The following is a 16,777-nucleotide window of genomic DNA, read 5'->3' as shown; positions in this document are numbered from 1 at the left end:
TGTAACCTCTCTGTCCTTTTCCTCATACTCTGTTTGATGGTTTTTATTTGCTAAAGGGCGCTTCATGCCCTCTATATGCCTGAACCGTTAAGAATATAACGCATTTCCGGACAAAATAGCAAGTTTTTAATTGCATACAATCCACATTTTAACAGGTTTTTTCTACCTTTCCCAGGTTTCGGCTTCCTCTCCGCCTCTTTTCCTCTCCTTTTTGTCTGCCCCCGCTTCCAGAATTTCCCTGTCCTTTTTGCCTTTCCCGGTATTCTGCAGAGCATCCATAGTCAGTTCGTGCAGTGCCTCTTTGCGGAAGCGGTCGCTCTGCATATAGTGAGAATAGAGAATATCTACCAAAATGAGAATAGGGAACTGAGGGGAAATGGCTCTTCCGTTTTCCATGTGCTCTTTCACCGCAAAGAGAAGCACCTCATCGCAGAAGGCGTCAAAGCTCCGATCCCTTCTGGAAGTCATTAAAACTACCCTGGCCCCCTGGGCCTTGGCCGCCTTCAGCGAATGGATTACCTCCTCCGTCTGTCCGCTGACGCTGATGCCGATCACCAGGCATTCATCTGATACGAGAACCGAGTGCATCTTCATCAGGTGGCTGTCTGTGATGGCCTGCACGTTGACGCCTATCCTCATGAAGCGAAACTGCATCTCCTCTCCCGCCAGACCGGAACTGCCCTTTCCGTATATATAGATTCTCTTCTTTGCCAGAAGCAGATCGAGAAAACGGCCTACCTGCGACTCGTCCACCACGGCATACGTTCTGCTGAGAAGCTCCTGGTAGGTTTCCAGCACATGCTTGGTGGTGTCGTTGGCCTTTTCCTCTGTCCTCTGCTCCTCAAAGCTGTCCAGATAATAAAAGAGAAATTCCCTGTAGCCCTTATAACCGCATTTCTTTGCAAACCTGGACAGGGAAGCCTCTGAGACAAAAAGGCGTTCTGCTACCGCCTTCGCTGCCAGATTTTCGCGCTCAGTATTGTGAATAAAGAAATCGCCGATTACCTTTTCCATGGGAGTAAAGGTGTGATAGGACGATTCAATAAAAGGGACGACGGTCTTCTTTCCCATAATCATCACTCCTGTCTACATCGGGAGGCCGCCATGGCGGCTCATAAAATGGCACCAGGCCCCCAGCATTCCTGCCTGATTCTGGTTCTCAGCGAAGGCCAGTCTCGTATGTTCTGATACTGCGGGGATCAGGTACCGGTCCATTGCCTTTCGGATCCTCCCATACAGGTACTCCTTCTGAGCCATAATTCCTCCTCCCAGCACTACCACCTGGGGATTCAGAACGTAGCAGATATTCGCAATTCCCATGCCCAGAGCGTCAGTCATCTCATCGATGGCCTCCACACAGTCCGGATCGCCTGCCTTGGCGTGCTCGAAAATCCATTTCCCATTGATTTTCTCCGCCAGCTTCGGCTCTCTTTCAGCCTTCCGCTGTGACACCCTCCTGGTCAGGATACGGCTGGCACCAATCTCCTGAAACGTGCTCCCCATCATGTGCATATAGCCTACCTCGCAGGCGCTCCCGGAATATCCGTGGAATACCTTTTTGTCTATTACGATAGCCCCTCCGATTCCCGTTCCTATGGTCAGGCAGAGGCTGATCCCTGCATCCCGGGCCGCTCCGAAGTGCGCTTCTGCAAGCCCTGCGCAGTTCACGTCATTTTCCACCTCACAGGGCAGGTGAAATTTCTCCTCTATCAGCTCCTTCACCCTCATTCCCGTATAATCCGGTATCAGGTGAGGCGCAGCGTGGAGAATCGTACCTGCCTTTTCGTCTACCATCCCTGCCGTGGAGATACAGATTCCGGCAATTTCTCCTGAGATCTGCCCGTTCAGGGCCTCCCCGGATTTCACCTCATCGATAATCCGGTATATTTTTTCCATTATCGCAGGCCCGCCGGCCAGAGCATCCGTAGCTGTCTCCCCTGTCATCAGGAATTCTGCCTTTTCATTTAACAGGCCGTACTTGATGGAGGTGCCTCCCACATCGATGCAGATATATCGTTTCATACACTTATTTCCTTTCTGAAAACCGCACATGCTCAAACAGGGGGCCTGAAAAAGCCCCCTGCTCCCCTCTCGGGGATCAAATCTGAATTTTAAAAATTGCTTTTTTGATCATCCGGCTCACTCCGCCGGCGGCTACAGCCGTCCTGTGCCCGTCCTTCGGATAGCAGATGAGGAAATCTCCTTCTGTCAGAACCGCATGGCTGTTGGGTTCTCCCTCGCATGGAAGGAAATCGTCCTTCTCCACAAACTCCTTCTGAACCATATTGTCGATAAAGTTCAGATCGATCTGCTCTGTCCCGTCCAGCATAAAGTGCAGATCCAGATACTGTCTGTGGGCCTCCCAGAAACGGTTTTCCGGGACTGTTGTCTCGTACTCCACAATATTGACAAACAGTCTGTCCCCGTCAATGGGGTGGCTTCCCTTATCAAAGCTCTTTAAATCGTGCTCCTTTGCATAGTCAAAGCACTTCTTAACGGCGTCCGGCAGAAAACCATAGTCCCCCAGATCCCTGATATTTCCAAATATCATACTGTCTCCCTCTCTCTTTCTGTTTTCACTGACAGAATACCACATCCGGCACTAGCCGTAAATGGTCGTATGCTCCGGCGGTTCCTCCCCTGCTTTCTTCGTCGCCAGGCTGACTGGGATGCCCACAATCAGGGACACAGCGATGGAGATAATGGAGTAGGACCAGATAGATACTGCACCTGGCGGCGTCATGTACTTAATGGCAATCATCACAATGGAGGCCACCACAAAGGCTGCGTATGCGCCCTTTGTATTTGCACATTTCGTAAAAGTTCCAAGAATAAAGGTTCCCACGAGAATTCCCAGTACCAGTCCCATGAATCCGTTAAACCACTCATAGGCAGATTTGATTTCTCCGTTTGCCAGAATCATGGAGACAGCGATGGAGAAGATACCGACGCCCAGAGATACAAACTGGGCGATTCTCGTCTGCGTCTCAAAACTCAGCTCCTTCTTCGTAAGCCTCTCCTGAATGTCCAAAGTCCAGCTGGTTGCCACTGAGTTGAGGCCTGTGGACAGAGTAGACTGGGAAGCCGCATAAATCGCTGCCAGAAGAAGTCCCGTGATTCCCACCGGAAGCTGGAATGCAATGTAGGATGCAAAAATCTGATCCTGCGCCCACAATCATCAGGAACACGCTGTCCCTTAACAGGTTCGGGTCAAAGATCGGCTGGTCTGCAGCCAGGAATTTTCCTCCCGCCGTAAACTCGTGCATAATGGCGCCGAAGCCTCCGTCGATTCCTGAAATCAGGTAAATAAGGGCGAAGGTAACGCCTACCAGAAGGACGCTTCCCTGGATAAAGTCTGTCCAGAGGACGGATTTGAGTCCTCCTGTATAGGAATAGATAATTGCAATCACGCCCATTACGATAATCAGGATATTGACGTTGATGCCTGTAAGCTGTGACAGAACCATGGAGGGAAGGTACATGATAATAGACATACGTCCCACCTGGTAGATAATGAACATAGCCGCGCCCAGAATCCGAAGCCCCTTGCTTCCAAACCGGATTTCCAGATAGTGATAGGCCGTATCAATATCCAGCCTGCTGTAGATCGGCAGGAAAAATTTGATGGTCAGCGGAATGGCAACCAGCATACCAAGCTGGGCGAACCACATGATCCAGGTTCCCGCATAGGAGTTTCCTGCCAGAGACAGGAAGGAAATCGGGCTGAGCAGCGTGGCGAAGATGGAAACGGAGGTTACCCACCATGGAATGGTTCCGTCTCCCTTAAAAAATTCTTTTCCCTTCATCTCCTTTTTAGAGAAATGAAGACCTGCAAACAATACGGCTGCCAGGTAGACAACCAGAATGACTAAGTCTATGACTGTGAATCCCTGCATTTTCTCTCCCCCGTGCTATTTTACACGTACTTTTGGATTGTTTCTCTTACCATTGCCGCTGCTTCCACAGCAATTTCTCTGTCAGCATCATTTAATCCTGTCAGAGGCTCCCGCACGCTTCCGATGTCAAGACCTGCATTAATGCGGAGCATTTCCTTTGCAACTGCGTACATGTTGCCGTGTCCGCTGCACATCTTGTAGATAATGGCGTTCACTGCGTGCTGAAGTTCACAGGCCTTCTCATTCTCATGGGCTTTAATGAGGTCATTAAGCTTCAGGAACAGCTCCGGCATCACGCCGTAGGTTCCGCCGATTCCGCCGTCTGCACCAATGGCCCGCCCGCTTACGAACTGCTCGTCGGGGCCGTTGAATACGATAAAGTCCTCTCCGTCTGCTGTTCCGGCAGCCTTAAACATCTGGATGTCCTGTGTGGGCATGGAAGAATTCTTGACTGCAACCACCCTCGGGTTCTTCTTCATCTCTGCAAACAGGCTCATGGTCAGAGCTGTGCCGGCAAGCTGAGGAATATTGTAGATGACGAAATCTGTATCGGGAGCTGCCTCGCTGATGGTGTTCCAGTAGGCAGCGATGCTGTACTCCGGAAGGCGGAAGTAAATGGGAGGGATGGATGCGATAGCGTCCACTCCCACGCTCTCGGAGTGTCTTGCCAGCTCTATGCTGTCCCTCGTATTATTGCAGGCCACATGGTTGATTACCGTGAGTTTTCCCTTAGCCACTGCCATAACATTCTCAATGATAATTTTTCTCTCTTCCACGTTCTGATAGATACATTCACCGGAGGAGCCGTTTACATATACGCCCTTTACTCCCTTGTCCACAAAATACTGTGTCAGTGCGCGCACCCGCTCCGGGCTCACGTTGCCATTATCGTCATAGCATGCATAAAACGCCGGAATAATTCCTCTGTACTTGTCTAAATTTCTCATTTTACCCTTCCTTTCAGGCCTCTTTGGCCACCCTGCGAAATCATTTATCTTTCCTGTGCCGCCTTTTCTCTCCCAAAAAGCAGCGGCGCCGCTGCCAGGCTCTTTGCCTACTTCCCGGCCAGTGCGTCTGTAAACGTCTTTGTAATTACCTGGGGTCTGGTGATAATGGAGCCCACCACCACGCTGAAGCATCCAAGCTCAATCACTCTCTTTGCTTTTTCCGGCGTGTTGATATTTCCCTCGGCAATGACCGGGTGCGTTACCTTTTCCAGAATCGTCCGTATGATCTCAAAATCATTGGCCTCAATCCTGTCTCCCCGGCTCTGCTCTGTGTAGCCCACCATGGTTGTCCCGATGAAGTCAAATCCCAGTTCATCTGCATGAAGGGCTTCTTCAATAGTGGAGCAGTCTGCCATCAGAGGCTGATTTGGATATTTTTCCCTGATTTCCCGGTAAAATTCATCCAGCGTTTTTCCCTCCGGTCTCAGCTCAATGCCGGCCTGAACGGCTATGATCTCCGGTTTCACCTCCATCAGCTCATCGATCTCCTTCATGGTCGGAGTAATGTATACCTGGCTGTCCTCATAATCTCTCTTTACAATTCCAATAATCGGCAGATCGACGTTTCTTCTGATCTCTGCTATATCCTCCTTCGTGTTCGCCCTGATTCCAGAGGCTCCGCCCTGCATGGCTGCCAGAGCCATTCTTCCCATAATGAAGGAAGAGTGGAGAGGTTCCTCCGGCAGTGCCTGACACGATACAATCAGATGCCCTCTCAGTCTCTCTAAGCATTTATCCATCATTCCGCTCCCTTTCCGTGTTCAGCAGCTTTCTCGCCTGCTTTATTCCGTTTGTGGCCTTAGTATAGCATTGCTGAAATTTTTTTTAATATAAAAACGATCTTCTGAAAGTTCTTTCACGAAAACCAGAACTTTACCTCTCTTTTTCCTGAAATACTCCACCTCTTTTTGTGGAAAATGCATAGTTTTTGAAAGTCCTTTCAATTTTTAATTCCCATTGAAAAAACATATTCTTTTCGTTTATAATGGGTTTAACAGAATATAGATTGCCATATAAAGGAGATTTCAATCATGAGAATTATCAGAACTGAGAATTATGAGGAATTGAGCCGCAGGGCAGCCGATCTGATCGCTGCCCAGATCCTTGTAAAACCGGACTGTGTGCTGGGCCTGGCCACAGGCTCCACTCCTGAGGGAACCTACAAAGAGCTGGTAGACCGCTATGAGAAGGGGATCCTTGACTTCTCCCAGGTTTCCTCTGTGAATCTGGACGAGTACAAGGGCCTCTCCGGCGACAATGATCAGAGCTACCGGTATTTTATGAACCACCACTTATTCGATCACGTAAACATTGACAAGACGCGCACCCACGTTCCAAACGGCCTTGAGCCGGATTCTGACAAAGCCTGTGCAGACTACAACGCTCAGATCCAGGCCATGGGAGGCGTTGACCTGCAGCTTCTCGGAATCGGCGGCAACGGACACATCGGCTTCAATGAGCCCTGCGAGGAGTTCATCGTGGAAACCCACTGCGTGGACCTGACTCAGAGCACCATCGAGGCAAACGCACGCTTCTTTGCCTCCATCGACGAGGTTCCGAAGAAGGCCTACACTATGGGCATCGGAAATATTATGGCCGCAAAGAAGATTCTTCTCCTGGCCTCCGGCAAGGGCAAGGCTCAGGCCATCTATGACACCTGCTTCGGCCCGGTTACGCCTCACGTTCCGGCCTCTGTCCTTCAGCTTCACCCGGATGTGGTGATCATCGCTGACGAGGACGCTCTCTCCCTGGCTAAGGAGAAGGGTGCCATCTAAAAACGGTCCTTTCATCAGAAAAGGCTGCTGTCGGAATTTTCATTCCGCAGCAGCCTTTTTTAATAACAGCAAGAATGCCGCTTTCGCGGCCCGCCGCAGGCGAAGAATCCTGCAAAGCAGGATTCTTTCTTATTTCATGCAAATTTCTACAGCATTTTCTTTCCCCTGCAGTACGTCTGGGCCACATCGTAGTTATCTTCCAGAACCACAAGATCCGCATCGTATCCTGCGCAGATTTTTCCCTTCCTGTCGTCCACGCCCAGGCATCTGGCCGGGTTGATGGTGCAGGAGTTGAGCGCATAGTCAAATGGAATCATGGCCTTCTCCACCAGGATCTGAAGCCCTCTGTTCATATGGAGGGTACTTCCGGCGATGGTGTTCGTGCCCTTCAGATAGGCAAGGCCCTCCCTGCTGATCTCGATGTCATGGCCGCCAAGCTGGTACTTTCCTCCCGGAGGGCAGTGCTTAGCCCGGAGGGAGTCGGTGATCATCATGGCAAAGTCGCGTCCCTTCAGCTGATAAAAATTGTTGAGGGCGGACACATCGGAGTGATGGCCGTCCGCAATAATCTCACCGTAAATATCCCTCACCCGGAATGCAATTCCTACCAGCCCCGGCTTTCTGTGGGTAAACGGCGTCATCCCGTTGTACACATGAGTCATGGATTTCGCTCCGTTTGCGATGGCTGCCATGGCCTGCTCATAAGTTGCGCAGGAATGTCCCATACTGGCCACAACGCCTGTCTTTGCCAGATAGCGCAGAAGCTCCATATCTTTGTCATGCTCCGGCGCGATGGTGATATAGCGGATATGGCCTCTGGCCGCCTCCTGGTACTTTTTAAACTGCTCCACGCTTGGCACTGCAATGGCCTCCGGCGGCTGAGCCCCCTTGTACTCCATGTCCAGAAACGGCCCTTCGAAGTGGATTCCGAGAATCTCCGCGCCCTCATACTCCCCTTCCATCACATCCGCCACATTTCTGACAGCCGCTGTCAGAACGTCCGGCATCTGCGTCACGGTAGTCGGAAGAATGGAGGTAACGCCCTCCTCAGGGATCCTTCTCATCCAGTTTTTCAGTCCCTCCGGCTCTGCGTCATTTGTGTCAAAGCCGTAGGCGCCGTGGGTGTGTACGTCAATGAACCCCGGTACAATCCGCTTCTCCTCCCAGTCCTCGTCGGCCTCTCTCTCTCCGTAGGCCAGGACCCGTGAAATCACGCCGTCCTCAATCTCAAGCTGGAACGGAAGGAACTGCCCTCCGATCCATACGCGTTTACTCTGAAGAATCATACTATTCCTCCTTTTCGTGTCTGACTTCCCATCTGCGCTCTGCCTTTTCAGCCATTTTTCGCGGCGGCAGAACTGCCGCTTTCTGTCTCCTGTCCTCTATTCCCACTCGTAATTTCTCAGATGCCCCTGCATGGTCATCTTCTCGAAGCCGTTCTGTCTGAGCGCCTCATAAAGAATGATGGAAACGGAATTTGACAGATTCAGAGAGCGGATATCGCCCCACATGGGAATCCTGACACAGGTTTCCTGATTTTTCACCAGGATGTCCTCCGGGATTCCCCGGCTCTCGGGGCCGAACATGATATAGCAGTCCGGCTCATAGCTGGCCTCTGTGTAGACATTGGGCGCCTTGGTGGTAGCCATATAGATTTTTGCCCCTGGATTTCGGTCGAGAAAATCCTGATAATCGCTGTAGACCGTCACATCCAGCTTGTCCCAGTAATCCAGCCCAGCCCGTTTTACAGCCTTCTCGCTCAGCTTAAAACCCAGCGGCTCTATCAGATGAAGCCGCGTGCCCGTAGCCACACAGGTTCTCCCGATATTTCCCGTATTGGCCGGCATCTCCGGCTCATAAAGCACTATGTTCATCTTACGTCAACCTCTGCTTCTGTTCTGTTTTCCCGCCGCATATCTGCAGCGTTTCTTTCTCCTGCCTGTGGGCTTCTCAGCGCCCTACAGTGTCCAGCCTGACTACGAACCGTCGGATCCTTCTGATCGCACGCTTCAGATCTTCCATGGAATAGGCGTAGGATACCCTCAGATAGCCCTCTCCGCAGTCGCCAAAGGCAGTTCCCGGCACTATAGCAATTTTCTCCTCCCTGAGAAGCCTGGTGGCAAACTCCTCCGAGGTCATGCCAAAGCGCTTGATACAGGGGAACATGTAAAAGGCTCCGTAGGGCTCAAAGCAGTCCATTCCCAGGGATCGGAACTCTCCTAACAGGTATTTTCTCCTCTCATTGTAGGAGCGCTTCATCTCCTCAATATCGCTGTCCCCGTTTTTGATCGCCTCCACTGCCGCATACTGGCTGGTGGTAGGAGCGCACATGATCGCGTACTGGTGGATCTTTAACATCTGTTTTAAGATCTGCTCAGGCGCGCAGGCGTAGCCGATTCTCCACCCGGTCATGGCATAGGCTTTGGAAAAGCCGTTGATCAGAACGGTTCTCTCCCTCATGCCAGGAAGGGAGGCAATGGTCACATGCTTTTTCCCGTAGGTCAGCTCCGCGTAGATCTCGTCGCTGATGACAAAGAGATCCTTCTCCCTCACCACCTGGGCGACGGCCTCCAGATCCTCCTTCTCCATAATGGCGCCCGTAGGATTGTTCGGGAAGGGCAGAATCAGGATCTTCGTCTTGGGCGTAATCTTCTCCAGAAGCTTTTCCCTGGTGAGCCTGAACTGATCCTTTGCCTCCAGCTCAATCACCACAGGAACTCCGCCGGCCAGAATGGTGCACGGCACATAGGACACATAGCTGGGCTGAGGGATCAGCACCTCGTCGCCCGGATCCAGCATGGCCCGCAGCGCGATGTCAATGGCCTCACTGCCTCCGATGGTGACCATGACCTCACTGCTGTAATTGTATTCCACCTTCATCCGCCGCTTCATGTAATTGCAGATTTCCACCTTCAGCTCCTTGAGTCCTGCATTGGAGGTGTAGAAGGTTTTTCCCATCTCAAGAGAGCGGATGCCCGCATCTCTCACATGCCACGGAGTGTCGAAGTCAGGTTCCCCCACTCCCAGAGAGATGGCTCCCTCCATCTCATTGACAACGTCAAAGAATTTCCTGATTCCTGACGGCGGAATCGTCACGATTGTACTTGATAACGGATTTCTCATGGGTTAATCAACATCCTTTCATCCTGGGGGCCGTCACTCAAGACAGTCCCATGGTCTTTATATTTTTTCAGTACAAAATGGGTGGCCGTGCTGATGACGGAATCGATGGTCGCCAGCTTTTCAGATACAAACTGGGCCACCCCGCGCATGGTCTTTTCCTCCAGGATAACGGTGAAGTCATAGGCCCCGGACATCAGATACACTGATTTCACCTCGCTGTACTGGGAAAGCCTCTCCGCAATCTTGTCAAAGCCCATCTGTCTCTGGGGAGTCACCTTCACCTCAATCAGGGCAATCACCTTCTCTTCCTCCGTGTTGTCCCAGTTAATCAGGGTGTGGTAACCGCAGATAACATGTTCTTCTTCCATTTTCGCGATCTCCGCCGCGACTGCCGCTTCGCTCTCCCCAAGGATTTCCGCCAGCTCCGCTGTGCTGATCCGGCTGTTCTTCTCGATGACCGCTAAAATTTTTTCTCTCATACTTTTACCTCCCGCTGATTTAAAATTTTCTCTATCTCATCCGGCTTTGGCCGGTCAAGAAACGTCTCTGTCTCTCCATTCAGGATCCGCCTTGCGATCCCTTTCTCCACTTTTCCGATGACGGCTCCCTCAACGCCTCTCTTCCTGAGAGCGTTTAACGCCGAAAACCCGTTGTCCGCCGCCATGAGAAGGCATCCGCCGGAGCTTAACCGGTACGGGTTTATGTCAAATACCTCACACACCTCCACCGTTTCCTGAAGAATGGGGATGGCGCGAAGCTCTATGGTACATCCAAGCCCATAGGCTTCCAGCAGGTTCCAGAGGCTGTTCATAATGCCTCCGTCTTCAGCCGGTTCTGCCTCCGTCACCCCTGCCTCCCGGAAAAAAGCTTCCCCAAGTCTGTTCTGCGCAAAGTTTTCTGCATCTTTGTCAAGGCTTAAAAGCCGCTCTGCATAGGAAGCGGAAAAACGTTCCCTGAGAGCCTTCTCACCGGCCCTCGCAGCTGCTGCGGCGCCGGTGAGACCGATGCTTCCCGCCACAATTAAATCCTGGCCCGGCTTAAGAAAGCCGGGCCTCTTTTTTTCTTCTCTGCTGTGATGTCTGTTCATGCCTTTCCTCCCCTTCCTCTAAGCCGCCGGGCTTACAGGATCTGAGGGCGGAGCCGCCGGACTCTGGGCTGCCCCGTCAGGCGCAGGTGAAACAGGGCTTACCGCCTCTCCTGCCGGGCCCTGGGAGTCGCTTGCCGGGCCTGCCGGCTGCGTCTCTGCCGGCTGCGTCTGCGCCGGCTGTGTCTCTGCCGGAACGGTCGGTTCTGTCACTGCCGGAGCTGCCGGGCCGATACGGTACACCGCCTTGGAAGCCATGTAGGTATCCGTGTGGAGAATCTCTCTTTCTGTCTCCACTCCGTCCACATAGACCACCTTCCAGAGCCTTGACTTCTTCCCGATATGGCCGGAGGACTCCTTCACCCTTGCTCCGGGCGCCAGGGAATTGTCCACCTTCTCTGTGGGGGCGCCGGGATCAATCGTTCCCAGTGTCTCTGACACGAACTCAATGGTGCGGTTTGCAGGCCTCGTCTCCTTGCCATAGGCTGTAAAAGTAAGTGTACTTCCGGAAACGCTTCCTTCAATATAAATCGGAGTCTCATAGTTATTCTTAAATTTCAGGTCCTTGTAGGTTCCGGCAATGGCCGCGTCCTCAGATGGTTTCACATACCCCACGGTCATGGAGTGGTTCTGTCTCTGGGTCACCTCCAGCTCAGCCCGAAGGACTGCATTATACAGGGTCGTACACAGCTGGCAGGCACCGCCGCCGATGGAATCCACCGTCCGGCCGTTCTCATAGGAACCGGCGGCTGCATAGCCATTCTCTATGGTGAACGGTGTCAGATACTCATAGGCGGAAAACTGATCCCCCGGCATCAGCACTGCTCCGTTTATCTTGGCCGCCCCGGTCTTTAAATTCTGGGTTCTCGACCTGTCACCTGCGTTAAAATTCGTGCTGAAGGTTCCCAGCACGTCAGAGATGGTTTCCAGATCCGCGCGCCTGATGCGGGGCTGTGTTTCTGTCACCACGGCCTCCACCGATACGCCCTCGGAAAGCCCCTGATTTAACGCCTCATCGAGAGCCGCCTTCGTGGCCTCCAAATCTACGGCAAGCCCTGTCACCTCATCTGTGATGACAAAGGCCCCGTTCTCCCTGGAAACAGAGGCATCCTTCGCCTCCCTTACATAGGGGGCGCAGTTGTCATTTACAAAAGCCTGCAGCTTTCCGTCATCAAGCGACGTCTCCACAGACAGGCCGGCGCCGCCGTCTTCCAGCTCCTTCACATGGACAAACCGCTCCAGAAGGTTGCCGCCAGCGTATTTCTCCAGCTCTGCGCCGATCTCCTCCCTGTTCTCCCAGTAAAAACCCAGATCTGCCGCTGTGGAGGCCAGGCTGTTTCCGTCTATGGCAATGGAAACCTGCTGTCCTGCCAGTGAATTAACATAAGTTTCCAGCTCCGCCTCCGCCTCGCTGGCCGTCATGCCGGAAAGGTCGAAGCTCTTCTCCCCGGATCCGCTCACCGAAAATCCCTGGGGAAGAACTCCGGCGGCTGCGTCCTGCGGCGCAATAAATAAAATTCCGGCTGACAGCAGAGCTGCCAGACCGGCAATCCGAACATTCCCTTTCATACTTTCCAAACTCCCTCTGCCTAGAATAACGAGGACAGACCTGCAATCACGGTTCCTCCTACCATGGTTACGAGAATAATGACAACCATCACTGTAGTGAAGATTTTTTTTGATTTATTATTCCCCATAAACATATATCTCACCTCTTTTTCATTCTTCCATAGTTAAGTATGATTTTATCTGTGAGCCTGGACGCTTCACTGCGCGTCAGATACTCTATGTCAACAGATAGATTTATTCTATGATATTTTGCTAATTCCCGCAAGCCTTCTTTTTGTCTTTTTGAGGCCGGCTGCTCTCTTTTTACTTTGTAAATCAGAGGTTTTGCAGCAAAGGCCTCTTCATTTTCCTGAAAGTGGCAGTCTCTGAGACTTTGGTAGAGAAGGTGGGCAGCTTTTGCGTCTGCCAGCGCCCTGTGAGCCGTTTCCCGGGGAATCTGAAACCAGCCGCAGGCGGCTGACAGGTTCTTTTTCTCCTCCGGCGGCATAAAACGCCGGCAGAGGGAGAGGGTATCTATGCCGTTCTTTTCAAAAGGAAGCCCGGCATTCACCGCCGCATGCTTTAAAAAGCTGTAGTCGAAGATGACATGGTGGCCTAACAGGGGAAGCTCTCCTACAAAGGCAGCGATCTCCCCTATCACCTCCTCGATTCCTGGCGCATGCTCTACCATCCTGCCTGTAATTCCTGTGAGGAGTTCCACCCGCTCTGAGATCTCCCTGTGGGGATTAATAAGAAATGAAAGCTCCCTTTTCACCTTTCCCTGCTCTACCAGACAGGCGCCCACCTCGATAATCTTGTCGCGCTTCGGATCAAGACCTGTGGTTTCCAGGTCAATGGCCGCGTAGGAATCCCCGAAAGAAACCGGGTCAGCTGTCTTTTGATTCTTTTCTTCCATCTGATTTTTTCCTGCCTGTATTTTTTTGTTCTGCCTGTTCTCTGGCGGTACGCTTTCCAGAGGCATTTTTCCTGCCCTCTCCTTTTTCAGATGTGCCTTTCCTCCTGCCGGCGGAGCCTGGAGAGGCAGGGACGGGGATGACGCCGGCGCTGGGGCAGTCGTATCTTAAAAAGCACTCCCTGCACCTGGGGTTTCTGGCCGTACAGATGGTCCTGCCCAGGGTGATGATGTGAATATTCCAGAGGATCCAGTGATCCCTTGGCAGCACCTTCATGAGGGCATACTCGATTTTTTCCGGATCCTCCTCCTTCGTAAGCCCCAGCTTCCTGGAGATCCGCTTTACGTGGGTGTCCACCACAATGCTCGGCTCATTGTAGATGTTTCCCCGGATCACGTTGGCAGTCTTTCTGCCCACTCCCGCCAGGGAGGTCAGCTCCTCCATGGTTTCCGGAACTCTTCCCCCAAACTGCTCCACTAAGGCTCTGCAGCACGCGATGATATTCCTTGCCTTGGAGTGGTAAAATCCAATGGAGTGGATGTCCTGTTCCAGCTCCCGGATATCTGCCGCTGCAAATTTTTCCAGTGTGTCGTACTTTTTAAACAGCTTCTCCGTCACCAGATTCACCCTGGCGTCTGTACACTGGGCGCTCATAATGACAGCAATTAAAAGCTGCCACGGCGTTTCATGGTTCAGATAGCAGCGGTACTCCGTCCCGTACTCCTGGTCAAGCAGCCCCAGAATACGCGCTACCCTCTCCTCTCTCTGTGCTTTCGTTTCCCTTTTCAAACTGTCTGTTCCCCTTTTTCGTGCAATTTCTTTATTTTCTCTGTCTGTGAGCTGCGTTTGTCCGGCGCCTCTATACTTCTGCTTCCTCCTGCCTTCTTACCTCTCCCAGCTGTCCCACCTGAAAGATCTTCGCATTCCCAAGCAGGGCATCCCGGTGAAGGTAGTCAAACAGCACCATCGTTCCTTCTCTCAGAACCTCTATATGGGCCATCTTTCCCATCTGTCTGGAATCGTATTCCTCATATCCTTTCAGATAGCGGCGGCTTTTTCCCTCTTCTATAAAAAATGCCTTCACCGCCTCCCTGAAGGGCGACAGATCTCTGGCAAAGGACGGACGGCTTTTGGCGTTTTCCCTCAGGTATACGTCCAGGATCAGCCGGTCCCGGTATTCCTCCAGCCGCTCCTGACCTGCCGGCAGTTCCCTTGGCGCCTCGTCCCCTCCCTCTTTCTCAGGTGTTTTCTGCTCATATCTTGCCCTCTTCTTTTCCAGAAGCTCCCCGATAAAGCGAAACAGGATCTCATACCTGGCCAGCCGGCTGTGGCTGACGGCAGAAAGCCCGTTTTCCTCATAATACACGGAAAGGGCCGAAAACATGTCAAAGGGAGAGTCAAATTCCTGTGCGAGGGCCTCCAGGGTATTTTCAAACTGACCGCTGTTGTAGTAGGTCTCCACCATCTCCTCCACGCCCTTCAGGCGGAGCAGCTCCCCGTAGGACAGCCATCTGGTGGAGAGTACCTCATAGGGCGGAGCCTCCTTATACCGGAGGCTATACTCTGCTGCCATCTCCATCATATGGGAGCCGGACAGCACCTTCAGAAAGCCCAGCTGGAGCTGCTCCGGCCTCATGGCAAAGACTTCGTTGAAGGAGTGGCGGAAGGATTCAAAGCCTTCAAAGGGCAGACCTGCGATTAAATCCAGGTGCTGGTGGATATTGTGAAAGCTGCCTATTTTCTCCACGTTTTTCTGCAGGCGGCCAAGATCCATTTTCCGGCGGATTTCCTTTATGGTTCTGGGATTTGTTGTCTGCACTCCGATCTCCAGCTGCACAAGCCCGGGGCGCATCTTTGAGAGGAGGGCCAGTTCCTCCTCAGACAGAAGGTCCGCCGAGATCTCAAAGTGAAAATTGGTAATACCATTGTCATTTTCCAGGATAAACTGCCAGACTGCCATGGAATGGCTCTTTCTGCAGTTAAACGTCCGATCCACAAACTTGACCTGGGGCACCTTTTTCTCCAGGAAAAAGGCAAGCTCCTCCTTCACCAGCTCCAGATCCCGGAAACGCACGGATTTGTCGATAGAAGACAGGCAGTAGCTGCAGGAAAACGGGCAGCCCCGGCTGCTCTCATAGTAGATAATCCGGTGCTCCAGCCCCTGAAGATCTCCGTAGGCAAAGGGGATTTCATTCAGATCCAGAAGCGGGGCGGGAGGCGTGGCCACAATCTCCGCCTCAGCCCGGACTTTGCCATCCTCCCGGTTTTCGCCGTCCTTCCGATTTTTGCCGTCCTCCCGGTTTTCGCCGTCCGCGCCCAGTGCCCGGAACACAAGACCGGGAATGAGAGAGAGGGCCTGATCCTTCCAGATGCTTCCCGCAGAGGTCCTCTCACCGGCAGCTCTGAGAAGTCTATAGAAGGTTTCCTCCCCCTCCCCTGCCATGATCCCGCGGACATAAGGCTCTTCCCTCAGAAGCTCCGAAGCCCTGTAGGACACCTCAGGCCCGCCGAGCCAGATTTCCGTATCCGGCAGGATCTTTTTTAAGTCGTGCACCAGCTCTCTTATATAGAGGATATTCCAGATGTAGCAGGAAAAGCCCACAGCGTCAGGCGCTCTCCTGTAAATATCCCTCAGAATATCATCCGTCCGGTGGTTAATGGTGTACTCCCCAATCTCAATCTCCCAGGCGGGGCCGCCACCGGAGGGTTCTTTTTCCTGCTTTTCCCCTGACTGCTTAAGACGGCTGTCCGCATATTTTTTCAGGCTGTAAATGCCCAGGTTCGAGTGAATGTACTTCGCATTGACTGCTGCCAGCAAAAACTTCATCTACAGGCACACCTCAATCTTTCTCCCCGTATGGCTGTACTTGTAATATCTTACCCCCGCTGCATCCAGCATCCGCTTGGAAGCGCGCACAGAAGGAGTGTCCTGGTACTTGTCGCTGTCATAGACCAGGGTGCGGATTCCTGCCTGGATAATGGCCTTGGCGCACTCATTGCAGGGAAATAAGGTCACATACAGCTTGCTCCCCTCAAGGCTTCCCCCTCTGTAGTTTAAAATCGCATTCAGCTCGCTGTGGGTCGTGTAGAGGTATTTAGCGTTGTATGGATCGTCTGTCTCATGCTCCTTTCCCCACGGAAACTCGTCGTCGGAGCACCCGATGGGAAACCCGTTGTACCCCATGGACAGAATTTTATTGTCGCTGCTGACAATGCAGGCCCCCACCTGGGTGCTGGGATCCTTTGAACGCATGGCTGCCAGCTTGGCAACCCCCATAAAATACTCATCCCATGTGATATAATCCTGACGCTTTTCTGACTTATGAAAGTCCCCCCTGATTTTTGCTGTCTGCTCCATTTTTCCTCTCTTCTCCTTCCTGTCTGCGAAACTGCGGCCGGGGTCTGTCCCCGGAATTTCCCCGGCATCTCT

The 16,777-nt window shown here is 52.4% G+C and carries 15 protein-coding genes and 2 pseudogenes; 1 reads left to right on the top strand and 16 read right to left on the bottom strand.

Annotated features, from left to right (window positions below; all coding sequences use genetic code 11):
• Positions 1–162 precede the first annotated feature (162 nt).
• From LK436_RS04395 to LK436_RS04370, 6 genes and pseudogenes are all read right to left on the bottom strand, one after another.
• The gene (locus LK436_RS04395; protein WP_021966710.1) at positions 163–1,071 is read right to left on the bottom strand and encodes a MurR/RpiR family transcriptional regulator; all 909 of its coding nucleotides are present in this window, start codon (positions 1,069–1,071) and stop codon (positions 163–165) included.
• A gap of 15 nt (positions 1,072–1,086) precedes the next feature.
• Positions 1,087–2,022 (bottom strand): ROK family protein, encoded by a 936-nt coding sequence (locus tag LK436_RS04390; RefSeq protein ID WP_044930714.1) that lies wholly within the window; start codon positions 2,020–2,022, stop codon positions 1,087–1,089.
• A gap of 76 nt (positions 2,023–2,098) precedes the next feature.
• Entirely contained in the window at positions 2,099–2,551 is a 453-nt protein-coding gene (locus LK436_RS04385; RefSeq protein ID WP_044930818.1) for a YhcH/YjgK/YiaL family protein, read from the bottom strand.
• Positions 2,552–2,602: 51 nt separating this feature from the next.
• A pseudogene (locus LK436_RS04380) lies at positions 2,603–3,896 on the bottom strand (sodium:solute symporter family transporter).
• 20 nt (positions 3,897–3,916) lie between these two features.
• On the bottom strand, positions 3,917–4,843 hold the full coding sequence (locus LK436_RS04375) for a dihydrodipicolinate synthase family protein (RefSeq protein ID WP_008396395.1): 927 nt from the start codon (positions 4,841–4,843) through the stop codon (positions 3,917–3,919).
• A gap of 107 nt (positions 4,844–4,950) precedes the next feature.
• On the bottom strand, positions 4,951–5,646 hold the full coding sequence (locus LK436_RS04370) for an N-acetylmannosamine-6-phosphate 2-epimerase (RefSeq protein WP_008396396.1): 696 nt from the start codon (positions 5,644–5,646) through the stop codon (positions 4,951–4,953).
• 288 nt (positions 5,647–5,934) lie between these two features.
• Between LK436_RS04370 and nagB the strand changes: the two genes are divergently transcribed.
• Positions 5,935–6,678: a glucosamine-6-phosphate deaminase gene (gene nagB / locus LK436_RS04365; RefSeq protein ID WP_008396398.1), complete on the top strand. Its 744-nt coding sequence runs from the start codon at positions 5,935–5,937 to the stop codon at positions 6,676–6,678.
• Positions 6,679–6,824: 146 nt separating this feature from the next.
• Here the strand turns inward: nagB and nagA are convergent, their stop codons facing one another.
• The 10 genes and pseudogenes from nagA to LK436_RS04315 form a co-directional block, all read right to left on the bottom strand.
• On the bottom strand, positions 6,825–7,964 hold the full coding sequence (nagA, locus tag LK436_RS04360) for an N-acetylglucosamine-6-phosphate deacetylase (protein WP_008396400.1): 1,140 nt from the start codon (positions 7,962–7,964) through the stop codon (positions 6,825–6,827).
• A 96-nt stretch (positions 7,965–8,060) separates the two neighbouring features.
• On the bottom strand, positions 8,061–8,552 hold the full coding sequence (locus LK436_RS04355; protein WP_008396401.1) for a tRNA (cytidine(34)-2'-O)-methyltransferase: 492 nt from the start codon (positions 8,550–8,552) through the stop codon (positions 8,061–8,063).
• Between the two features lie 76 nt (positions 8,553–8,628).
• Complete coding sequence (locus tag LK436_RS04350) at positions 8,629–9,801, bottom strand: aminotransferase class I/II-fold pyridoxal phosphate-dependent enzyme (RefSeq protein WP_008396402.1); 1,173 nt, start codon at positions 9,799–9,801, stop codon at positions 8,629–8,631.
• Positions 9,798–10,280: an Lrp/AsnC family transcriptional regulator gene (locus LK436_RS04345; RefSeq protein ID WP_008396403.1), complete on the bottom strand. Its 483-nt coding sequence runs from the start codon at positions 10,278–10,280 to the stop codon at positions 9,798–9,800. The genes LK436_RS04350 and LK436_RS04345 overlap by 4 nt, the downstream gene beginning before the upstream one ends.
• Positions 10,277–10,888 carry an AIR synthase-related protein gene (locus LK436_RS04340; RefSeq protein ID WP_008396404.1) on the bottom strand — a complete coding sequence of 204 codons (612 nt, stop codon included), beginning with the start codon at positions 10,886–10,888 and terminating at the stop codon, positions 10,277–10,279. Before LK436_RS04340 ends, LK436_RS04345 begins: the two co-directional genes overlap by 4 nt.
• Positions 10,889–10,906: 18 nt before the next feature.
• Positions 10,907–12,454 (bottom strand): VanW family protein, encoded by a 1,548-nt coding sequence (locus LK436_RS04335; RefSeq protein ID WP_008396405.1) that lies wholly within the window; start codon positions 12,452–12,454, stop codon positions 10,907–10,909.
• Positions 12,455–12,593: 139 nt separating this feature from the next.
• Positions 12,594–13,349: a PolC-type DNA polymerase III gene (locus LK436_RS04330; RefSeq protein ID WP_008396406.1), complete on the bottom strand. Its 756-nt coding sequence runs from the start codon at positions 13,347–13,349 to the stop codon at positions 12,594–12,596.
• 154 nt (positions 13,350–13,503) lie between these two features.
• Positions 13,504–14,136: pseudogene (gene nth / locus LK436_RS04325) on the bottom strand (endonuclease III); the annotation flags it as partial.
• A gap of 70 nt (positions 14,137–14,206) precedes the next feature.
• Positions 14,207–16,174: a B12-binding domain-containing radical SAM protein gene (locus LK436_RS04320; protein WP_008396408.1), complete on the bottom strand. Its 1,968-nt coding sequence runs from the start codon at positions 16,172–16,174 to the stop codon at positions 14,207–14,209.
• Complete coding sequence (locus LK436_RS04315; protein ID WP_008396409.1) at positions 16,175–16,705, bottom strand: deoxycytidylate deaminase; 531 nt, start codon at positions 16,703–16,705, stop codon at positions 16,175–16,177.
• Positions 16,706–16,777: the final 72 nt, after the last annotated feature.

The sequence above is a fragment of the Clostridium sp. M62/1 genome (assembly GCF_020736365.1).
In the GTDB taxonomy this organism is placed as follows: Bacteria; Bacillota; Clostridia; order Lachnospirales; family Lachnospiraceae; genus Otoolea; species Otoolea saccharolyticum_A.
This window is presented reverse-complemented; position numbering and strand designations above follow the sequence as displayed.